Origin of the sequence: Mucilaginibacter sp. (assembly GCF_965277465.1) — a bacterium.
Lineage (GTDB): Bacteria > Bacteroidota > Bacteroidia > Sphingobacteriales > Sphingobacteriaceae > Mucilaginibacter.
The window spans coordinates 960,075-978,836 of sequence record NZ_CBDICW010000001.1; the positions used below are offsets into that span (position 1 = coordinate 960,075).

The 18,762-nt window shown below is 42.4% G+C and carries 12 protein-coding genes; all 12 read right to left on the reverse strand.

Going from position 1 to position 18,762, the window contains the following annotated elements; translation table 11 throughout:
* Positions 1 to 795 carry a DUF4350 domain-containing protein gene (locus ACQY4U_RS04405; RefSeq protein WP_428328179.1) on the reverse strand — a complete coding sequence of 265 codons (795 nt, stop codon included), beginning with the start codon at positions 793 to 795 and terminating at the stop codon, positions 1 to 3.
* The gene (locus tag ACQY4U_RS04410) at positions 792 to 2,009 is read right to left on the reverse strand and encodes a glycoside hydrolase family 88 protein (protein ID WP_428328180.1); all 1,218 of its coding nucleotides are present in this window, start codon (positions 2,007 to 2,009) and stop codon (positions 792 to 794) included. The genes ACQY4U_RS04405 and ACQY4U_RS04410 overlap by 4 nt, the downstream gene beginning before the upstream one ends.
* 106 nt (positions 2,010 to 2,115) lie before the next feature.
* Positions 2,116 to 4,491, reverse strand: a complete 2,376-nt coding sequence (locus ACQY4U_RS04415) for a hypothetical protein (protein ID WP_428328181.1) — start codon at positions 4,489 to 4,491, stop codon at positions 2,116 to 2,118.
* Between the two features lie 57 nt (positions 4,492 to 4,548).
* Positions 4,549 to 5,712 carry a DUF4249 domain-containing protein gene (locus ACQY4U_RS04420; RefSeq protein ID WP_428328182.1) on the reverse strand — a complete coding sequence of 388 codons (1,164 nt, stop codon included), beginning with the start codon at positions 5,710 to 5,712 and terminating at the stop codon, positions 4,549 to 4,551.
* 7 nt (positions 5,713 to 5,719) lie between these two features.
* Positions 5,720 to 6,835 carry a DUF4249 domain-containing protein gene (locus tag ACQY4U_RS04425; RefSeq protein WP_428328183.1) on the reverse strand — a complete coding sequence of 372 codons (1,116 nt, stop codon included), beginning with the start codon at positions 6,833 to 6,835 and terminating at the stop codon, positions 5,720 to 5,722.
* 101 nt (positions 6,836 to 6,936) lie between these two features.
* Positions 6,937 to 9,702: a carboxypeptidase-like regulatory domain-containing protein gene (locus ACQY4U_RS04430; RefSeq protein WP_428328184.1), complete on the reverse strand. Its 2,766-nt coding sequence runs from the start codon at positions 9,700 to 9,702 to the stop codon at positions 6,937 to 6,939.
* 1 nt (position 9,703) lies between these two features.
* On the reverse strand, positions 9,704 to 10,456 hold the full coding sequence (locus tag ACQY4U_RS04435) for a hypothetical protein (protein ID WP_428328185.1): 753 nt from the start codon (positions 10,454 to 10,456) through the stop codon (positions 9,704 to 9,706).
* 291 nt (positions 10,457 to 10,747) lie between these two features.
* The gene (gene infB, locus ACQY4U_RS04440; RefSeq protein WP_428328186.1) at positions 10,748 to 13,834 is read right to left on the reverse strand and encodes a translation initiation factor IF-2; all 3,087 of its coding nucleotides are present in this window, start codon (positions 13,832 to 13,834) and stop codon (positions 10,748 to 10,750) included.
* A 62-nt stretch (positions 13,835 to 13,896) separates the two neighbouring features.
* The gene (nusA, locus tag ACQY4U_RS04445) at positions 13,897 to 15,132 is read right to left on the reverse strand and encodes a transcription termination factor NusA (RefSeq protein ID WP_428328187.1); all 1,236 of its coding nucleotides are present in this window, start codon (positions 15,130 to 15,132) and stop codon (positions 13,897 to 13,899) included.
* A 4-nt stretch (positions 15,133 to 15,136) separates the two neighbouring features.
* Complete coding sequence (gene rimP, locus ACQY4U_RS04450) at positions 15,137 to 15,601, reverse strand: ribosome assembly cofactor RimP (RefSeq protein WP_428328188.1); 465 nt, start codon at positions 15,599 to 15,601, stop codon at positions 15,137 to 15,139.
* Positions 15,602 to 15,768: 167 nt separating this feature from the next.
* The gene (locus tag ACQY4U_RS04455; RefSeq protein ID WP_428328189.1) at positions 15,769 to 16,188 is read right to left on the reverse strand and encodes a hypothetical protein; all 420 of its coding nucleotides are present in this window, start codon (positions 16,186 to 16,188) and stop codon (positions 15,769 to 15,771) included.
* A 10-nt stretch (positions 16,189 to 16,198) separates the two neighbouring features.
* Positions 16,199 to 18,601: a prolyl oligopeptidase family serine peptidase gene (locus tag ACQY4U_RS04460; RefSeq protein ID WP_428328190.1), complete on the reverse strand. Its 2,403-nt coding sequence runs from the start codon at positions 18,599 to 18,601 to the stop codon at positions 16,199 to 16,201.
* Between the last annotated feature and the right edge of the window lie 161 nt (positions 18,602 to 18,762).

The following is an 18,762-nucleotide window of genomic DNA, read 5'->3' on the forward strand; positions in this document are numbered from 1 at the left end:
CTATAAATGCTGGCCAATCTCGGCCTCGTTCAAAAGCCAGTGGGCTATATCATTTGCAGCCTTATCATTATCAAAAGTAGCAGGCAGGCGGCCATTAGTATATTCGTTATACAACCAGGGGTCGCCAACGGCAAAAACAGTTCCCTTTCCATAAACAGCTACGGCTATAACTGTTGAATTGCTGCTATTCTTTAACCGTGCTTTAGCCGGACTTTTTATGCTGATAGAGCATACATCCTTCATGAAAACTTTACGGGCATTTCTAAACATCGGGTTATCTGCGGTGCTGATAGCGCCATCCTCAAAGTGAGCATCGTCTGTAACATGATTTTGCAGGTCATTATTAAAATGCATCCCGAATTTTGCAGCCAGCATATTAAAATGAGGCAATTCAACATTGGCACTATCATTAGCCATCATTACCAATACGCCGCCTTTTTTTACCCATTTGGCAATCTCCTTGATATCCTTCGGCATTATATAATTAGGGTTAGGGCTTTCTTTTTTTGTATCCGGATCAACAATAATATATACTGCCGTTCCTTTAAGATTAGCACGTGTTGGTGCAGCCCCTAAAGTATCAAGCGTGGCGCCAGCCCTTATAAAAGCATCGCCAAAGGCCGAAAAACCTGTGCTGGCCTTATCGTCCCATAAATAATGATATCGCTCGGTTGTACCTGATGTGGTTGTATGTACTTCGTGATTAAAGTAATAGTCAAGGGTTACTTTTTGCGCATTTGCGCTCATAAAAAAGCCGCTCAGGGCTAACAGGGGTATGTAAAATTTAGTGCTCATTGGGTTGTAAAGTCCTTATATCTTTCCATTGCCTCTACAAAATAATAATCGGCATAGGTAAGGGGTACGTCTATTTCAGTTTTGTTTGGCATGTGGCCAACGCTGTGCTTTAAAATAAAGCCGCCATTGCTGCCGGGCGCCGCTAAGTAAGCTGGTGATAATAATGTTTTAATAATGGTTTGTGCGGTATTAAAATAGATAAGCCCGTCTTTTTTATCGCTGTACCTGCAAAGTTCCAGCAGGGCCGAAGCCATAATTGCCCCTGCAGAAGCATCGCGCAAAGCAGCCGGAATGTTTGGTGCATTAAAATCCCAATAGGGGATGCCATCAGCCGGGAGGTTAGGGTTAGTTAAAATAAAGTGAGCAATATGCTGCGCCTGCTCCAAGTATTTTTTGTTCTTTGTTTCACGATACATTACCGTAAAACCATAAAGCCCCCAGGCCTGCCCGCGTGCCCATGCCGATTCATCGGCGTAGCCCTGTGCCGTTTTCTTTTGCAATACTGCGCCGGTTTGCGGGTTATAATTTACCACGTGGTATGAACTGTAATCGGCCCGGTAATGATTTTTCATGGTGGTATTGGCATGGGTTACCGCTATTTTGTAAAAGCTGGAATCCCCGGTTTCCCTGGTTGCCCAAAACAATAGCTCAAGGTTCATCATGTTATCAATGATCACCAAAAAATCTGTCGGCTTTGAATCCCATGATTTGATACAGCCTACCGCCGGGTTAAAACGGGTTGCCAATGATTTTGCGCTATTGATCAGGATCTGTTTGTATTCGGGCTTTGGCGCTATACGGCTGGCTGTACCAAAGCTGCAATACATCATAAAACCTAAATCGTGCGTGTGGGTATTGTACTGCTCTTTGTCAAGGCTATCTAACGAAAGATTTGCTTTTTTTAGCAGCTGCGTATCATAAGTGGCTTTATATAAATTTAATAAAGTACCCGCATAAAAGCCGCTGCACCACCAGCCCGAATTACTTGTTTCAAATTTCCCGGTTGCGGGTTCATAGGTTTTGGGGAACCGGCCGGGTGTAAGCGCCTGTGCCATTAACTTATACTGGCGCGCATCTGCATTAAAATTAAGGTTGATAAGATGAAGCAGTTCCTTTTGCGGTTTAAAATTGCCCGTTGCCTGGGCAAAACAGCTTTGTTTTATCCCGGTTAGGGCCAGTGCAACTGTGAGTATAAGTAAGTACCGTGGTTTCATATAAAACTTTCAGGGCCAAATTGGGCAACAAAGTTAGGTTATAAAAAAGGATAATAAGCCGAAACTTATTATCCCATAAAAATTATTGCAGTTTGTTTTTTTAAGCCTATTTAACATCGAACGAAAAATACTGACTACCAGCCTCTCCGTTTGTAGTTATACCTTGTATTACGCCAACATATTTACCCGGCTGATCTGAAGTATAGAATGATACTGCAGCCTTGCCAAGGGTATTTACCGAAGGCGACCAGTAAAGCAGGTTCCTGAAATCAGGCATCCGGCTGGAGGCCTGCACCGCCGAATCATATACGGGAGAGTAAAATTCCCTGTGCAGCTGTAGGCCTTCGTAATCAATTACCACCGCTTTTGGGTCAAGTTCAACACCGCCTAAGTCGCCTTTATAGGTTGTAAAGCTAAAAACGCCTTCCTCTTCTGATGGGCCATAGTAGTACCTGTCGCGTACCACCTCAAGCTTTCTAACCTTTAGCGGGTCAATAGCCATTATTTTGTCGGTATTAAAAACAGGGATACCATCAACAATGGTAAGCGGGTCGCCATCTAAAAACCCACGATCATTCAATACCTTTATATGAAACCTGCCGCTGCGCTTTACAATATTATCTTCTGATACATATTCCCTTAATACCTCTTCCATGGTGGTGAAGCGGGTATAATCATCAAGCTTATAAGTTTTATAGGGTTTGCCATAAAAGGCGCTGCTGTCAATTACCGGCTCGTAAAACTTTTTAATGTTATTACCCGCATAAATATTTGATACCTGCACGCCTAAACTGTGCACCTGTAAGGCATTGCGTAAACCATCGGTTAACTCAAATTTCGGGATAGCTGTTTTTGAGTATTGTTCTGAAAACGGACTTAAAATATCTATCCGGTAGGTGCTGTCAACCTGTTGATTGGTTTGGGCTACAATTTCATTCGGGCCATAAAAGTCTTTAGTGTCATACAATAAATGCCCTGATGAATCACTTTGTGAAGTATATAACTGTACCCTTTTACCCGGAACACCAACATAAGTAACCACGTTTTCAACTGTTCCCCCGGGTTGCGTGCTGGTTATTTTACCGGTAATAATATGGCCGCTATACTCCGGTAAAAAGCTGAACGATGCAGCCTTGTTTTCCAGCAGCTGGCTCCAGCGGAACCTGCTCCAGCCCTGTGTAAGCATCAGGTTATCTAAAGCGGTATTGCTTTCGGCATCTGTATTTTTAAAATAATAATCGGCAGATTCGATACTTCCTTTCAGATCAGAGCTTAACCACAGGTAACTGAAAATAGTGCTATGGTCAATCGCCTGTAACGAATCGACGCGGTAAACGGCCATTGACAGGCTTGCACTGATTGCCTGGCCTGATGTGCTTTTTGCCGATAGGTTAATATTTACTTTTTTACGCAGATCGTATTGCTGCTGATCGGCATTTGCATCAATCAATAATTGCTGCGCAGGGCGTTTAAAATAAAGCCTTTCGCAAACCGGCTGTTTTGCATTATTGAAAATAGTGATATGCGATACCCCATCACCTAAAGCACTTTTATTAATGGTGAAATGCGCTGTCCCGTTTGAGGTATTGGCAGTTTCGGCAGCCTTTATGGTTTGGCGTGTATGGGCAAACATAAACAGGTTGCCATCGGCAATCCCAGCTACTTTAACGGTTACTTCCAACTGATTGCCATTGTCGGTTAGCTTTAATGCGTAACCCTGGCTATTAACTTCGGGCAGATCTTTAGCAAGCACCTTGCCATCGCTGCCTTTTACTAAGGCTTTATAAGTATTGCCGGCAACGGGCGTAAGATCGAAATTTCCCATACCAAATTTTAACGACTTAAACCTTGCAACGGTATCTTTATGCTGATCAATAATAGCACCGGTAACATTTACGCCTTTACCACTCAGGCCAAGAGCTTTAAACGCAACCTTGCTGCTGGTGCCGCTTAACAAATTTCCCCCTTCAGGAAAGAATTGAATATCGTAGCCTGTGGAGGCTGTTTTTGCCGAACTTTCAGGAACTTTTATCGGATTAAGCAACGTTATGGTTTTCTCAAAATAATAATCGGGGCTAAAGTTTTTCATCCAGCTGGTATAGGCACGCAGCTTATAATTGCCATTACTAACCGATACCGGGATATAAATAGAGCCATCGCCCAGTCCGTTCTTCATTGCTATTTTTGCCTGTGAAATGGGGCTGTTGGCATTATCCAAAAGCTCAATATAAGTAACCTTGCTTAGATTAAGTGGTTTATGATCGTTGCCATCAACACAATAAATTTTAAACCATAATATTTCGCCGGGTAAATAAGTGCTTTTATCGGTATGTACAAATAGCTTCTCCTGCAAGGCACTCTGCTTGTAAGCATTGAAGCTATTTTGCACCTCCTGTATTACCTGGGCCCGGCTGTTTAAAAATAGCAGGGTAAGCATGCCTGTTAGCAGGGTTACTTTTATGGCTTGTAGGATATTTTTCATAATCAGTACTTTTTATATTATCAGCCTGTATCATCAGGCTAAAGTTTCTTTATCTTTTTACTTCCAGAAGGCCGGTTGCGTTTTAGTGCCCCTTAATGTACAGTCAACACACTCAACCGATGATGATAAATATCCTACAGGTGATGGACTCCCCTGTGCAAAAATACCGCTTACGGGTATTTCTGCAGCGGGTAAAGGGATCAAATAAGCGGCTACACCATTAAAGTGGCTGTGCGGTGTATCATACCAGATTGAATCCTGCGAGCAGGTTGCATCGGGATAAGCCGGCAGCCATGTTTGCGGCAGTTGTGTATAGCTTATAAATATTCTTTTGGAGGATACTGTTCCGGCGCTGATATAACCAACAACAGGCTCTGCAGGTTTAGCAGTATTGTGGATGTTACCACTTATTTGCGAGGGCTGTGCATCAAAAATACTCCCTAATTGTTCGGTGTTCTTTTTTAAGTTATCCCAAAACTTGTAAGCATCGGCAGTTAAGGCATATTCGCGCAGTAAAATACTATACTTGGTTTCAATTTTTTCTGATGTGGATATGATATTGGTAACTGGCTGCTGGTACAAAACATCAGCTGTTAGCTTGGCTGTTGAACCTATAATTATGGTGCTCGATACATCACTGGCAAAGCAATGGTAAATATCCTGGTCGGCAGTACGGCCCTCTATAGATACTCCATTAGATACATAATTAGAAAAATATTTAGAATGAAACTGCCAGGTTTCATCATAATCAAAACGGTAATAGCGGGTACTGTTTTTAGGATCGTGCGTGTTGGCATATATTTGCAATCCGTTACCTGTAGTCGTAAAGCCAACACTATCAATTGGTGGGGTAACCTTCACCGCGACAAAATCCGACAGGTATTCCTGATTATCCGGGGTTTTTATCCGGAGGCGGTATTTATGCGTATTATCCAGCGGAAATCCACCAAAAGCATATTTACCGGTAACTATTTCGTTCAGGCTATATGTATCGTTGGCGTCGCTTTCAATGGTAAGCACTGCATTGCTTACAGGGTTAGTAGTTACTTTGCTTGATAGGTTAACCGTGCGGCTCAACTTAACAATTGTTGAATCGTTGGTGTTGATCACGCCCTCTACCACCAGATAACTATTGGGCGCAGTAATTGCCGGAGGGTTGTAAGCTTTTTTACAGCCGGCAAAAATTATAGTGAGCAATAATATTTGTTTCCAGTTTCTCATTCTTTTTTTATTTCCAAAAAGCAGGCTGTGTTTTAGTTCCCCTTAATGTACAATCCACGCACTCATTAACGGCCGCTAAAAACCCTGCCGGGCTAACACCCCCATCGTAAAAAGCATCTACAGGGATCTGTACAAATGGCGACGGCACTAAGTAGGCAGCAACCTGGTTAAATCCATTAGGTTTTGCTTTATAAAAAACAGAATCCTCCTCGCACGAATAAATTGGTGCCGGCCGCCATTGTTGCGGCAGTTTTGTGTTATCAATAAATATACGTTTTGATTGTACGGTACAGGCACTTATATACCCCACAACCGGCTCCTGTGCATTGCCGGTATTATGAATATTACTGGTGCTTTGGGATGGTTGTGCATCAAAAATACTCCCTAATTGTTCGGTGTTCTTTTTTAAATTATCCCAAAATTTGTAGGCATCGGCGGTTAGTGCATACTCATATACAATAATGCTGTACCGCGTTTCAACTTTTTCGGATGTGGAGTCAACAGTTGTTATCGGGTTTTGAAAAAGCACATCCTGAGTTAGCTTTGCCGATGAGCCTAACACAATAGTGCTTGACTTATCATTACCAAAACAATGATAAATATCCTGTTGCGGGGTGCGCGGAACAATTGCTGTCCCATTCGATAGCCATGCCGAAAAATACCGGGAATGAAACTGCCAGGTTTCGGCATAATCAAAACGGTAGTAATGGGTGTTGTTTTTAGGATCGTGCGTGTTGGCATATATTTGTACACCTTTGCCTGCGACTGCATAGCCCAGGCTATCGATGGGTGGTGTAACTTTTACCTCTACAAAATCCGAAAGATACTCCTGGTTGGTAGATAATTTTATCCGCAAACGATATTTGCGTGTATTATCAAGAGTAACACCACCTAAAGCATAGTATCCGGATGAAACCGGGCTTAGGGTTAGTACCTGGTTAGCATCGCTTTCAATAGTTACAGCGGCGTCATTTACCGGGTTGGTGGTGCTTATGCTGGTAAGGTTAACTGTACGGCTAAGTTTTATAATGGTTGAATCCTGCGTGTTTATTACCCCTTCAACCACTAAGTAGCTATTGGTAGTGGAGGTAGCAGGCGGATTGTAAGGTTTTTTACATCCCATAAATAGTATCCCTATAAATAATAGCCTCTTCCAGTTACGCATCTCTTTTCTTTGTATCAAAATCACAAATCCGATTATTATTCCCTGTGCCTTACTAATTTTTAAAACCTGATGTTATAGTTAACAAACGGAATTGGCGAAGCAAATATTGACAGTTTATACCCACTGATAACCCCGCTTTGTTCGGTAAAGAAAGTAGAGTAAGCATTTTGCCTGCCTGTTAAGTTATAAACACCAATGGTCCATGAGTTATGGGTAAGCTGGTGTACTTTATGATTACCCTCTATATTAAATGAAAAATCTGAGCGGAAGTAATCCGGGATCCTGTATTGATTCCTGTCTGAGTAAAATACCCTTTCTGATCCTGCATATTCATATTTGGCTATTGGCAGGGTAATTGGCCTTCCGGTACTGTAAGCAACATCCAGCGATACACTGAACCTGTGCGAAAAGCGGTAATTACCCGTAAAATTCACGTTATGCGGTTTATCATAATTAGCCGGATAATATTTGCCTTCGTTTATAAACTCGCCTGCGTTAGGGTCATCCTGTTTCAGGAAGGTGCGCGAGTAGGTGTAACTCATCCAGCCATTTAATTTTCCGGCCGTTTTTTTAATCAGGAACTCGGCTCCATAGGCTTTGCCCTGGGTATTAATTACATCCTGTTCAATATTATGGTTCAGCAATAGTACGGCACCGCTTTTATAATCAAGATAATCACGTAATCTTTTGTAATAAACCTCTACCGACATTTCTATCGTGTTGTTCTTGACGTTCTGAAAAAGCCCTAATGATACCTGGTCGCCTTTTTCTGGCTTAATGTTAGGGTCACTCAGTTTATAAACATCAGTTGGCGAAATAGAGGTTGAATTTGATAACAGGTGTATATACTGGTGTAAAGTATTGTAGCCTGCTTTAATCGACAAGTTATCGCCCAGTAAATAACGGGCCGAGATCCTGATGTCGGGTGCGATATAGGTCTTTATTATTTTACCACTGCCATAAGTAGTGCTGTCGGTAACGTTAGCGGCATCTTTAGGCAAGTTTGGCGCGTAGGTATTAACCGTTTGCGGGCCTAAATAATTGTATATATTAAGCCTTACCCCGGCGCTTATTGAAAAATTGGTTGATACATCGTACTTGTCACCCAGGTATAAAGCACTCTCCAAAGCTTTTTCAGGTGCAACTACATCAGGTGCAACCAATGATTTGGGGCCGTTTGGCTCAAATGTACCCGGGTTTATTTTGTAAAGGATAGAGCTTAAACCAAAGTCAATAGTATGCTTGCTGTTTAAGTAGTAGGTGAAATCAGTTTTAAAGTTCGATTGGTTGATGTTAAAGCCCAGATCGTAAGCATTTATGGGGTTGGCGGTGCTTGCTACATCATACTGATACCTGTCAATACCCGCCGAGATCACACTGTATAACTTATTGTTAAAATTATGCTTCCATTTTATGATGATGCTTTTGTTACTGTAAGAGTAATCGGTATCACTATTCAGTTTAAACTTATCCTTACTGATATAGCTCGATAGGTAAAGGTTATTTTTATCATCAATTTGATGGCTTACATCAAAGTTAAAATCATAAAACGAAGCCGAGCTATGTTTGTAGGCTTCGGGTAATAAGTGCAGCAACCAGTCTGAATAGGTTGTACGGCCGCCAAAAATAAACGATGTTTTATCTTTTACAATCGGGCCCTCAATATTAAGCCTGCTGGTTAAAAGGCCTATCCCCGCCGATCCGGTAAATTTCTTTTTATTACCCTCGCGGTTGGTTATTTCTAATACTGACGATAAGCGCCCGCCAAATTTTTCGGGGATGCTGCTTTTGTAAAGTTCAATATCCTTCACTATATCGGGGTTAAAGGCTGCAAAGAAACCAAAAAAGTGCGCGGCGTTATAAATGGTAGCACCATCAAGCAATATCAGGTTTTCATCGGCTGCACCGCCGCGAACGTTAAAGCCTGTGGTAGCTTCGCCAACCGAGGTAACACCGGGTAGGGTTAAAACTACTTTTAAAACGTCGGCTTCGCCAAATGCCGTGGGGATCTGTTTAATATCCTTAATATCTAAACGGGTAACACCCAGGTTTACACTGCGCACGTTGGCAACCTTATCGGCCGATATTTTAACCTCTTTAAGGCTGTTTACCTGCTCCTGCATTTCAATGGTTAGTTTACCATCGGTATATAAAATAATCTGGCGCCGGGTATCACGCATACCTAAGCCGCGGATATTTAATATATGCCTGCCACGCGACATTGACATGGTGAAATATCCAAACTGATCTGTTGCTACGCCGCTTTTTGTACCTGCAACATAAATGCTTGCCCCAACCACAGCCTCGCCCGATTTAATGTCACGTACATATCCGCTTAAAATAGCGTTCCCAGTTTTTAATGTATTTGACCGCACGCCAATTTCGTAGGTTTTATTTTCGGTTGTAGCATCCGGAATCTTGCTGTCAATTTCTTGTGTATAATCTGCAGCTACTGCCGCCGGTTGCACCGTGCCTATGCTACTTGGTGTAAAGCCGGGGGCCAATTCAGTTTTTATTTGCCTGCCTTTTGTTAAAAATACCTGCAGCTGCGGCGTTATGGCATAATAAAACTTAGTGTTTTTTAGAGCCATATCTAATATAGTCTCCAACGGTTTGTCGGTAACTTGAAGGGTAACTTTCAGGCTATCTAACTGTGCAGGGTCATAATAAAAATGGTAACTGCTTTTTGATTCAATTTCGGTAACAAACTGGGCAACATTGGCTTGCTGAAAGTTTACACTAAACAGTTTTACATTATTTTGCTGCGCAGATGCGGTATGCAACAAAAACACAAAACAAAAACTTAAGAGGTAAATATTTCTCATATTAGTTTGTTAAATGGTCATAATAAGTTGCAATTTTGACCATCGCCTCTTCGGGGTTATCGCGGTACGCGATATCATTAGCTCTGATGTATTGCCTAAGCTCTTTCTTTTTATCTTTCAAAATATTTAATATAGATCCCTGGCTGCTGCCTATGCTATAGTAAACATTATCTTTTTTGATGTAATAATCTTTTGATGAAGTGAAAAAGGTTTCGATAGTTGATCCGCCGGCACTGGTTTGTATGCTTTTTGACCGTTTGACCAATATTTGTGTTTTGCCATTATAAAGCTGATCGTAAAAGCCGGATTTTAAGGGGGTATTGGGACTTAGGGTATCGGTATTTATATTTATAAAATGATGGCCCAGGTAATCAAAGTTCTTGACCCGTTCTTTTACCAATGAAAATTTTGAGATGTGTTTGGGCAGCAGTACAACAACCTGGTCAAGGTTAAGATCATACAACATACTTACGTTTTTGTATAATGCCCTGTCGTAATAAATATTGCCGGGTGTAAAGCCGTTGTTCTCTAAAAAATAAGCATTGCCTTTTATATGCGGATCGTAAAAATAGTATTCGGCCCCGGTATAAATGGGTGCTTGGTTGCCAATTGCTGCATTATAAAGCCCTACGGCATTATTTAATGCATTTTGCTGCGAACTGCTATCAATAGACGCTATTTGTGCCTGTGCATTTTGTGAAACGCATAGGCAGGCAAGGTACACTGTGAGGAACAGGTAGAGAGGTCTTCTCATGAACTTAGGTTAAAGATGAAAATTACATGACTTTAAGTTAAAAAGCAAGGGGATTTTTTTTTATCACCTAAATAAATAGTTTTTGCAGCTAACAGTATCCGTAACAATTTTATTACAACATGAATTTCAGGCTTGAAATGCCGCCACGAAGCCTTTATCCTTATTTGAAGGGACTTAATTAAAGAGGAATGAAAAAGAATTATTTGACGGGCAGCGTATTATTGCCAACAGCTGTAAAACAAAAAAGGCTTCCTGATTACCAGGAAGCCTTTTTTAGTATTTGTATTAAGCTTAAAGCTTGCGTTTTACTTCTACATTTTCGTAAGCTTCAACAATGTCGCCTACTTCAATATTATTAAAGTTGTTGATGTTCAATCCGCACTCGTAGTTAGCGCTAACTTCTTTAACATCATCCTTAAAGCGTTTTAGTGAAGCAAGCTCGCCGGTGTATATAACCACACCTTCGCGCACTATACGTATCTTACTGTTACGGTTTATCTTACCATCAAGTACCATACAACCTGCAATGGTACCCACCTTGCTGATCTTGAATGTTTCACGTATCTCAACATTTGCAACAATCTTCTCTTCAAACGTTGGTGCAAGCATGCCTTCCATCGCTGCCTTAATCTCATTTATGGCGTCATAAATGATAGAGTAAAGCCTGATGTCTATCTGCTCAGCCTCGGCTAATTTACGGGCACCACCTGAAGGGCGTACCTGGAAACCGATGATGATCGCATCAGATGCAGAAGCTAACAATACATCAGATTCAGAGATTTGACCAACTGCTTTGGAAATAATGTTAACCTGTATCTGCTCGGTAGAAAGTTTCAGCAATGAATCTGATAACGCTTCGATCGAACCATCCACGTCACCCTTAACAATAATATTAAGTTCCTTAAAGTTACCAACTGCCAAACGGCGGCCAATTTCATCAAGTGTGATGTGTTTCTGTGTACGTAAACCTTGCTCACGTTGTAATTGTAAACGTTTGTTGGCAATTTCACGGGCTTCAACTTCACTTTCAAGCACGTTGAATTTATCCCCTGCTGTTGGTGCGCCCTGCATACCTAACACCTGTACAGGTGTTGATGGCCCTGCCGATTCAACCCTCTGGCCACGCTCGTTAGTCAATGCCTTAACACGACCACTGTAGCAACCTGCCAAAATAGGATCACCCACCTTTAAATTACCTGATTGTACCAATATAGTGGTAACAATACCACGGCCCTTATCTAAAGCAGCCTCAATAACTGTACCTACGGCACGTTTGTTAGGGTTGGCTTTTAACTCAAGCAATTCGGCTTCAAGCAATACTTTTTCTAATAACAGCTCAACATTTAAACCTGTTTTAGCCGAAATCTCTTGTGACTGGTATTTTCCGCCCCACTCTTCAACCAAAATGTTCATGGCTGATAGCTGCTCACGGATCTTGTCCGAATTAGCACCCGGCCTGTCTATTTTATTGAAAGCAAAGATGATTGGTGCGCCGGCAGCCTGTGCGTGGTTTATAGCCTCGCGGGTTTGCGGCATCACGCTGTCATCGGCAGCAATAACTATAATTACAATATCTGTTACCTGTGCACCCCTTGCACGCATAGCGGTAAACGCTTCGTGACCCGGTGTATCCAGGAATGTTATTTTTCCTTTGTTATCAGGCAATGTTACTTCGTAGGCACCAATGTGCTGGGTTATACCCCCTGCTTCGCCGCCTATTACGTTGGTTTTGCGGATAAAATCAAGTAATGAGGTTTTACCGTGGTCAACGTGACCCATAATGGTTACGATAGGTGCACGTGGAATTAAATCTGCCGGATCATCAGGTTGGTCAAGGCTGCCCTCTTCATCCTGTGGTTTAACAAATTCTATCTGGTAGCCAAACTCATCAGCAACAATGCTTAATGTTTCGGCGTCAAGCCTTTGGTTAATGGATACAAACATACCAAGGCTCATACAGGTTGAGATGATCTGTGTTACAGATACATCCATCATGCTTGCAAGTTCATTGGCCGTTACAAACTCGGTAACCTTTAATACCTTTGATTGTAACTCGTTCTCCATTGCCAGTTCTTCGGCAGTTGCAGCAACATCATCACGTTTTTGACGACGGAATTTAGCACGCTGCGCAAACTTACCCGACTTACCTGCTCCGCTTAAACGGGCAAGTGTTGCCTTGATCTGGTCCTGGATATCTTTTTCTGTAGGCTCTTCTTTAGGGCCTGTATTTGGCGTAGTGTTACGGTTGTTCCTGAAATCGGGACGGTTGTTGTTGCCTCCACCCTGATGGTTACCACCACCGCCGCCTTGCGGCGTATTACCCCTGTTCCTGAAATCAGGACGGTTACCACCATGCGGTTGCTGTGTTCCCGGAGGATTAGCAGCCTGCTGGCCCGGTGTATTACCCGGTGTGCCGCCCTGGTTATGTCCAGGTCCCTGGTTGTCTTTGCGCTTGCGTTTTCTTTTATGATCGGCAGCGTTGTTGGTATTTGATGATGAAGCTACTGGGTTACGCTTAGGCGCATTAACCGGTAACTGTATCTTACCAATAACGTTAGGGCCGGTAAGGCGCTCGGCCTTGGCTCTTATTACATCAGGCTCCTGATTTTCATCAGCAACGGCAGCAGGTGGCGTTGCTGCCGTTGTTTGAACCGGGGCAGCAACAGGTGCTGCCGGCGTTTCTGCCACTGGTGCAGCAACGGGGGCCTTAACTTCTGCTTCTTCTTTAGCAACAACAGGTACTGGCGCAGGTGCTTCAGCCTTAACCTCTACAGGTTTTGGTGCTTCAGGAATTACTTCCTTAGGCGCTTCTGCAACAGGCTCAGGTTTTGGAGCCTGGGCTGGTTCCGGTTTAGGAACAACTACCTCTGGTTTAACTGCAACAACCTCTTCTTCTTTTTTCTCAACAGGTTTTTCAACTTGCTGCGGTTTAGCGTTAAGGTTATTTAAATCAATTTTACCTACAACTTTTACACCTGGCAAAACTTCGTTATGCTCCTCTGGCTTTTCAACCTTAGGTGCTTCAACTGGTTTTGGTTTTTCAGGCTGTGGTGCGCTGTAATGGTGCCCGGTATTTTTAATAAGGATCTCCTCATTTTCAAAATCCCTTGAGCGGCGTTGTTCAACAGGCTTTTCAGGAAACTGCGCAGGTTCTTCTTTTCTGATCTTTCCGATACTGATCTGCTTAGCTTCCTCCTTAATAATTTTATCCACAGCAAACTCTTTCAAAAGAGCACTGTACATGTCGCTATCAAGTTGGGTAGTAGGGTGCTTTTGTACCTTAAACCCTTTTTTCGCTAAAAAATCAACGATCGTACCTGTACCGATGTTCAGCTCTTTTGCTGCTGTAAATAATTTTATGGATTTGTCTTCTGACATTTATTATATTCTTTCTCTGCTATTTTGTGCAAAAATACGATTTTAATTTTGGTTATCACCGCTTATTCAAACTCAGCTTGCAGAATTGATAAAACTTCTTTAACAGTTTCTTCTTCTAAATCTGTTCTTTTAACCAATTCACCAACGGTTAATGCTAATACTGATTTGGCGGTATCTAAGCCAATGCGCTTAAATTCGTCCAAAATCCAGCTATCAATCTCGTCAGAAAATTCTTCTATATCCACATCCTCATCCTGCTCATCTGCTTCGCGGTAAACATCAATTTCATAACCGGTTAATTTTCCGGCTAATTTAATATTGTGTCCGCCACGGCCAATTGCTAATGAAACCTGATCAGGTTTTAAGTAAACTGCGGCTGTTTTTTTCTCATCATCAAGCTTAATAGATGTTATTTTAGCTGGTGACAAGGCACGCTGAATATAAAGCTGTAAATTATTAGTGTAATTAATTACGTCAATATTTTCGTTTTTAAGCTCACGTACTATACCGTGTATACGTGAACCCTTCATGCCCACACAGGCACCTACCGGATCAATACGATCATCGTATGATTCAACAGCTACCTTGGCTCTTTCGCCCGGTTCGCGTACAATTTTCTTGATAGTTATCAGTCCGTCAAAAATTTCAGGAACTTCCAATTCAAACAAACGCTGTAAAAATTCGGGAGCTGTACGTGAAATTATGATTTTAGGATTACTATTCAGCATATCAACCTTTGATACAACTGCCTTAACGCTATCACCTTTTTTGAAATAATCGGCAGGGATCTGCTCTGATTTTGGTAGCAATAATTCATTGCCTTCGTCATCAAGCACCAAAGTTTCCTTTTTCCAAACCTGGTAAACCTCGCCGGTAACAATTTCGCCTACGCGATCTTTATACTTTTTGAAGATCTCATCTTTTTCAAGTTCTAAAATTTTAGATACCAGCGTTTGGCGGGCAGCTAAAATAGCACGGCGGCCAAAGCTCTCTAAAGTGATCTGCTCAATATGCTCATCACCAACTTCAAGCGTTGGGTCTAACGTTTTTGCTTCTTTCAGTTCAATTTCAAGGTCATCGTCTTCGCTAAAGCCATCTTCCATAACCTTACGGGTACGCCAGATCTCTAAGTCACCGTTGTCGGTGTTAACAATTACGTCGCAATTCTCGTCCGTTCCATACTTTTTTCTGATCATGCTTCTGAAAACGTCTTCCAGTACACTCATCATCGTAGGGCGATCGATGTTCTTGAAATCTTTAAATTCCTGAAAAGAATCAATTAAATTAATATTGCTCATTTTCTTACTTGAATGATATTAAAACTTTTGTTTCTGTTATTTGATCAATGGGGATAACGCTTTCAACAAGTTCGGCTTTTTTCCCTTTTTCTTTTATTTTTTCTTCAATTACTATAGCGTCTTCGGTAATGCTTGTCAGCGTTCCCTCTCTTTTGGTGCCATCAGCCATTTTGATGCCCAGGTTGCGGCCAATGTTTTTTACATATTGCCTTATAGCTGTTAGCGGTGTATCAATACCAGGCGATGATACCTCCAGGTTATATGCATTTTCAATTACGTTCTCTTCTTCTAAATGAAAACCTACATGCCTGCTTATTGCCACACAATCATCAATCCCTATTCCTGTATCACCATCAACCAGTATCATCAGCTTACCGTTGGAGTGCATTTTTATATCCACTATATACAGGTTAGGCTTATCCGCTATCTTCTCTTCAACCAGTTGTCTTACTTTTTTTTCAATATTCATTATCTTTCTTTCTCGTCCGGATGTTGCCGGAATAATTTGATCGATAAAATAAAAGAGGGGACAAATGCCCCCTCTTTTTTAATCAGATGCAAATGTAATGATTATTATTTGAATTTTTCAATAGTAGGATTTGTTTTTCAGGGGATTGAGGTAATGCAGCGTATTTTCTATTGCTTAAAAACCAAATCAACGTGATGGATGGTTCCGGGTTTGCTGGTGCCCTTAATTAAATCAAGAGCGCTTTGGCCCCGGCCAAACTGGTAATAGCGTAAAAAGTAGGTTTTGCCGGGTGTGAACGGGGTATCGGGCGTAAAAACTACAATGCTATCTTTTAGCTGGTAAATACCGGGTTGCGCATGCTGGTAGTTTTTAAGATCAGTATCAGCAGGCATCCTGAAAACCGGGATAAGGTATTGCCAGGTGGCTTGTGCCGAATCGCGGCCGATCTCGCCCAAAATGGCACCATCAAGTCCGCTGAATTTTACCGACCGATTATTATTTACCAGGCTGATATGAACCACCGGCACTTTAGGCCCAGATGAACAGGCAAAGCAAAACAGCAATATTATCCATCCGGAACTTTTCATATTTATTATTTTATTTCTTCAGCGTAGTTTCAAACAGCTTATAGATGCGTTTATACTCATCCGTCCAGCTGCTTGGCTGTACAAAGCCATGATCTTCTACCGGGTACGATGCCAGCTCCCAGTTTTCTTTATGCAGCTCTATCAGCCTTTGGCTCAGGCGGATAATATCCTGGTAGTTCACGTTCTGATCTATCATGCCGTGCAGCATTAGTAAGTTACCTTTTAAGCCGTCGGCAAAATAGATAGGCGAGCTTAAGCGGTATGATTTTTCGTCGTTGTAAGGCTCGTTCAAAATATCGGCAGTATAACCATGATTATAATGTGCCCAATCGGTTACTGAACGGATAGCGCCGCCGGCTGCCCAAACATCAGGCTCGGTAAACATGGCCATCAGCGTAATAAAACCACCGTACGATCCACCATACAAACCAACATGTTTAGGGTTTACACCATATTTATCCACCAGCATTTTTACGCCGTCGGCCTGGTCAGTAAGGTCCTTGCCGCCCATGTGGCGATAAATGGCGGTGCGCCAGTCGCGGCCGTAGCCAGCGCTGCCGGAATAGTCCATATCCAATACGGTATAACCGTTATCGGCCAGCATATTGTTTAACATATATTCGCGGAAGTATGAGCTCCACCAGTAATGCGCATTTTGCAAATAGCCTGCACCATGTACAAAAACTACAGCAGGTTTGGCCGGGTCGGCATTTTTAGGCAGATACAAACGCGCGTATACATCACTGCCATAACGGTTTTTAAAGGTGATAACCTGTGGCTCGCGCCAAGGGTATGATTTAAACTCTTCGGTAGTTGAGCTGGTAACCTGCTCGGCCTTGGCACCCGGCTTATTTGGCTGAATGTAGAGCTCCCAGGGTTTGTTGGAATACGAATAACGGATAGCCAGCCATTTTTCATCGGGAGATAATGAAACCTCGTTGCCGCCTTTCATGGTGGTTATTTTAACAGGCTCGCCGCCACTTACCGGGATGCGGTAAAAATGGGTTATGCCCGGGTGCTCAACGTTAGCCGTAAAGTAAAAAGTTTTTTTATCGGTTGATAGCTGCAGGGTCTGTACTTCCCATTTACCGCTGGTTAACTGTTTTTTGTCTCCGGTGGCAGCATCTATCATGTAAATGTGGGCGTAGCCGCTGTTTTCGCTTTCATAATAAAAGTGGGTTTTATCGGCCCAACCTAAATTTCCCTGGCCGGCACCGCCAACCCATGCATCGTTATGTTCCCTGTCCAGCAGTGTTAAAGCGCCGGTTGTTGGGTCAAGCTTCATAAACCATTTGTCTTTATTATCCTGTGCCGATACCTCAACTATGGCGTATTTTCCGTCTTCGCTCCAATAAGTTTCGCTTACTCTTACTTTCCTGTCTTCATTGCGCTTGGTACGCTGCTCTAATTGCTTCGGATAATCCTTTACATAATCAGGCAAATCCTTTATCCCCGGGATAGCAGCGGTGATAATTTTATAAACGGTATCTTTTTGGGTATCGAAAATAAACGACTCGGAGGTTGATTGCGGGCCGCCCACCTTTTCGCGGTTTGGAATATCCTCGGTAAAGCCCGATGCAGTTACATATTCGGGCACAATGGTTCTTTTTTCACCTTCGGGATATTTGGTTAGACGGTAGCTAATATAACGCCCGTCAGGGCTAAGTATTACACCGCTCACCGAGCGGTCGTCGGTTGGGATCTCTCTTAGTTTTTTTACTTCAAATTCTTTGCGTTGTATGGAATCAAGCTTACGATCCTTATCCCGTACCTTAATAATATCAAACAGTTCTAACTGCTCACCCTTTAGCCATTTTTCCTGGTCGTTACCGGCAGCGGCAATGTCGGCACCACGGCGCGGAGTACCGCCTCGTCTGCCTGCCGCTTGAGGTGCCGGCGTGGCAGATGCCGAATGCGAAAAGTTGGTAAGCTGTACCAACTCGCCGCTGTTAAGTTTTAATGAATACAGGTTTTCGCCACGGGCAAATATGATCTTGCTTTCATCACCGCTAAATGATGGGTTGCTTTCGCGGTCGGTAGTGCTGGTTAGCTGTTGCAGTTTACCTGTTTTTGGATCTGAAAGCCAGATATCACCATTTTTTTCAAATACTTTTTCAGTGTGCTTTTTGTTCCAGTCGCCATTTTCGGGGATAAAGGCGCGTTGTTCATCAATGCTTACTTTAACCGGTTTAAGGTTATTGGGGCTAATGGCAAACAGCTCATCGCGTTCCGTATTATTAGGGTTCCAGCTAAAATAGATCTTCTTGCTGTCATCGCTCCAATGGATATTTGAGGGCGATACACCGATCCATTTCGGATCGCGCATTATTTTTTCTATGGATAGTGTTTCCAGTTTTTGTGCAAATGCACCGGTACAAATATGGAGCAGTAAAAGCGTAAATATTTTTTTCATGTATGGGGTCAATATTCAACCTGCAAGTTAACAGTTTAGCTAATTATTAAAAGAGCAACAATTGTTTTGTTACAATGGGTAGATCAAACTCAGGTCTAAAGACTTTAAGCTAATGCCCGTAATAGCAATATGTATTGATCTTCAGCTTGTTTTTGAACAGA

Bases quoted from the DNA above. Each gene is read 5' to 3' on its own strand.
- ACQY4U_RS04405 (WP_428328179.1), bottom strand. From the start codon at position 795: ATGAGCACTAAATTTTACATACCCCTGTTAGCCCTGAGCGGCTTTTTT.
- ACQY4U_RS04410 (WP_428328180.1), bottom strand. From the start codon at position 2,009: ATGAAACCACGGTACTTACTTATACTCACAGTTGCACTGGCCCTAACC.
- ACQY4U_RS04415 (WP_428328181.1), bottom strand. From the start codon at position 4,491: ATGAAAAATATCCTACAAGCCATAAAAGTAACCCTGCTAACAGGCATG.
- ACQY4U_RS04420 (WP_428328182.1), bottom strand. From the start codon at position 5,712: ATGAGAAACTGGAAACAAATATTATTGCTCACTATAATTTTTGCCGGC.
- ACQY4U_RS04425 (WP_428328183.1), bottom strand. From the start codon at position 6,835: ATGGGATGTAAAAAACCTTACAATCCGCCTGCTACCTCCACTACCAAT.
- ACQY4U_RS04430 (WP_428328184.1), bottom strand. From the start codon at position 9,702: ATGAGAAATATTTACCTCTTAAGTTTTTGTTTTGTGTTTTTGTTGCAT.
- ACQY4U_RS04435 (WP_428328185.1), bottom strand. From the start codon at position 10,456: ATGAGAAGACCTCTCTACCTGTTCCTCACAGTGTACCTTGCCTGCCTA.
- infB (WP_428328186.1), bottom strand. From the start codon at position 13,834: ATGTCAGAAGACAAATCCATAAAATTATTTACAGCAGCAAAAGAGCTG.
- nusA (WP_428328187.1), bottom strand. From the start codon at position 15,132: ATGAGCAATATTAATTTAATTGATTCTTTTCAGGAATTTAAAGATTTC.
- rimP (WP_428328188.1), bottom strand. From the start codon at position 15,601: ATGAATATTGAAAAAAAAGTAAGACAACTGGTTGAAGAGAAGATAGCG.
- ACQY4U_RS04455 (WP_428328189.1), bottom strand. From the start codon at position 16,188: ATGAAAAGTTCCGGATGGATAATATTGCTGTTTTGCTTTGCCTGTTCA.
- ACQY4U_RS04460 (WP_428328190.1), bottom strand. From the start codon at position 18,601: ATGAAAAAAATATTTACGCTTTTACTGCTCCATATTTGTACCGGTGCA.